This is a genomic window from Alteromonas sp. KS69, from assembly GCF_003989595.1.
GTDB lineage: Bacteria > Pseudomonadota > Gammaproteobacteria > Enterobacterales > Alteromonadaceae > Alteromonas > Alteromonas naphthalenivorans.
The window spans coordinates 1-2,525 of record NZ_PYHU01000057.1; the positions used below are offsets into that span (position 1 = coordinate 1).

Annotated in this window: 3 protein-coding genes; all 3 read left to right on the forward strand. The window is 50.4% G+C overall.

Going from position 1 to position 2,525, the window contains the following annotated elements; all coding sequences use genetic code 11:
• Positions 1-289 precede the first annotated feature (289 nt).
• The 3 genes from tnpA to tnpC are packed head-to-tail and all read left to right on the forward strand — an operon-like array spanning position 290 to position 2,501.
• A complete protein-coding gene (gene tnpA, locus C7Y69_RS20910; RefSeq protein WP_126874056.1) occupies positions 290-574 on the forward strand; it encodes an IS66 family insertion sequence element accessory protein TnpA in 285 nt (94 codons plus the stop codon).
• Positions 574-909, forward strand: a complete 336-nt coding sequence (tnpB, locus tag C7Y69_RS20915; protein WP_126874057.1) for an IS66 family insertion sequence element accessory protein TnpB — start codon at positions 574-576, stop codon at positions 907-909. The genes tnpA and tnpB overlap by 1 nt, the downstream gene beginning before the upstream one ends.
• Positions 906-2,501 (forward strand): IS66 family transposase, encoded by a 1,596-nt coding sequence (gene tnpC, locus C7Y69_RS20920; protein WP_260563926.1) that lies wholly within the window; start codon positions 906-908, stop codon positions 2,499-2,501. Before tnpB ends, tnpC begins: the two co-directional genes overlap by 4 nt.
• Positions 2,502-2,525: the final 24 nt, after the last annotated feature.

Genomic DNA, 2,525 nt, shown 5'->3' on the forward strand with positions numbered 1-2,525 from the left:
AAACGCTCCTGGCACCCCCTCCGGTCGCTGGGACGCTAACACGTGGGCTGGCTCGCTTCGCTCGGATTTTAGCCCACGTGCTAGCGCCCCAAAGCTTAGCGTTAGAAGGCGTCAGCCTAAACTGCGTTTGGCTTTATAAAAATTCCAGTTCAACCGCCCTCACCTGCTGTATCAAAATCGCCCTGGCTTTTGGTGGTTTTAACGTAAGCGATCAATTTAGACCGTCTTTTCCTCATTGAACTACCCCGTAAAATAGTCCCCGTAGATTTTACTCACGGAGACTTAATCGATGGCAACAAAAAGACGTACACGCGAGCAATGGCAGGTATTGGTTGATAAGCAAGCAGCAAGCGAACTGTCGGTCAGTGAATTTTGTGCACAGCATGCGTTAACAGTATCAAACTTCTATCTGTGGCGTAAAAAACTGAGCGATGATAGCCAATCGCTTGCGCAGCAAGATAACTGGCTTGCCTTTGATATGCCAGCAAGTGCGAACCAGAGCGCAGGCTCTGCCTGGGAGATTGAACTGGCATTACCCGGTGGTGTGGTGCTGCGGATGAACCGGGCTGCCTGATGTTACCCTTATCCAATGGGCGTATTTGGCTGTATACCGGTAATACGGATATGCGCAAACAGTTTGATGGGCTGGCGGCACTGGTACAGGGCAAACTGGGGATGCAGGCGCATTGTGGTGACTGGTTTGTGTTTATCAATAAACGCCGCACGCAGCTAAAGGTGTTGTATTACTACCAGGGCGGCTATTGTTTGTGGAGTAAACGGTTAGAAAAAGGCACCTTCGCCAAAGTCACTGACGGTACAGCAAAAACACCATTAAACAGTGCTCAGTTACAGTGTTTGATTGATGGCATTTACTGGCAAAAAGACAAACAAAACAGGCGATTTAATTGACTGATTTTGTTATAATTTACGCCATGAAAACACATTCTATTAGTCACCTTTCACCGTCTGAAATTGAGGCTGCCTTTGCTCATCAAGCTGAGGAGATTGCGCAACTCAAGCATCAACTGGACTGGCTTAAACGCCAGTTGTTCGGGCGTAAGTCTGAAAAGGTGTTAGTGGATAATCCGGCGCAGAGCAGTTTGTTTGATGAGGGTGAGACACACGCCTTACCGGCAGACACCAAACCGGTGAAGGCCCATACCCGTTCCTCACAAAAGCAACGTCGCGACTCGGATGTGAATGATGAAGGCCTGCGTTTTGATGAGACGGTGCCTCAGTTGATTATTGATGTGCCTGCGCCTGAGTTACAGGGGGCGGATGCCGACCAGTATGATGTCGTGGATATCAAAGAAACCCGTCGCTTAGCACAACAGCCCGGCAGTTATGTGGTACTGGTGTATCGTCGTCAGGTCGTGCGTCATAAAACCACGCAAACCCTTAAGGATACCCCAGCCCCCATCAATGTACTGGAAGGCTGTTACTGCGATGTCTCACTACTTGCCGGCCTAATGGTGGATAAAGCGGTATATCACTTACCGCTTCACCGCCAACATCAACGCATGCTTGATAGCGGTATCACCCTTAGCCGGGCTACCTTAATCAACTGGATACAACAAGGCATTGAGCTGCTTCGGCCCATCGCCAAGGCCCAGTGGCAGCACATTCTGCAAAGCAAAATCCTGATGATGGATGAAGTGCCCATCAAAGCCGGGCGTACCAAAGGGGCTGGCCGAAAACCGGGGCAAATGAAACAAACCTACTTCTGGCCGATGTACGGTGACAGTGATGAGGTGGCGTTTACCTGGAGTCACAGCCGGGGCATGTTGCACGCCAAAGCACAGTTACAGGACTTTACCGGTACCTTGCTCACAGATGGCTATGCCGCTTACACCAAAACGGTTGAACAATTAAATCAACACGAACGGCAGATTGTGCACGCTGCCTGTTGGGTACACATGCGCAGAGGCTTTGAAAAAGCCCTCGACAGTGAGCCTCACACCGCACAACAGGCATTGGATATTATCGCCACACTCTACCGGCATGAAAAACACATCCGGGATAAGCAATCAGACCTGGCCGATATCCATACCTACCGCCAACAACACAGCGAACCACTCGTGACTGACTTCTTCCGGTGGGTCTACCAACAACGACAGCGCACTGATTTACTACCCAAATCCCCCTTCGCCAAGGCGCTTCATTACACCGCTGAGCGAGAGAGCCAACTCAAGGTGTTCCTGAGTAACCCCGCGTTACCCATGGACACCAATCATCTTGAGCGGGCACTGCGGGTAATCCCCATGGGCAGAAAAAACTATTTGTTCTGTTGGTCCGAACTCGGGGCTGAACAACTGGGCATATTACAAAGCCTGATGGTGACTTGCCGCCTGCAAGGCGTCAATCCCTACCATTATCTGGTGGATGTATTGCAGCGTGTAGCACTGCACCCGGCCAAAGATGTACTCGACCTGACGCCAAGAGTCTGGAAAGAGAAATTCGCGGACAAAAAATTGACGAGCGATTTAGATAAAATGGGGTGATCCGGGTCTATATTGATCGCTTAC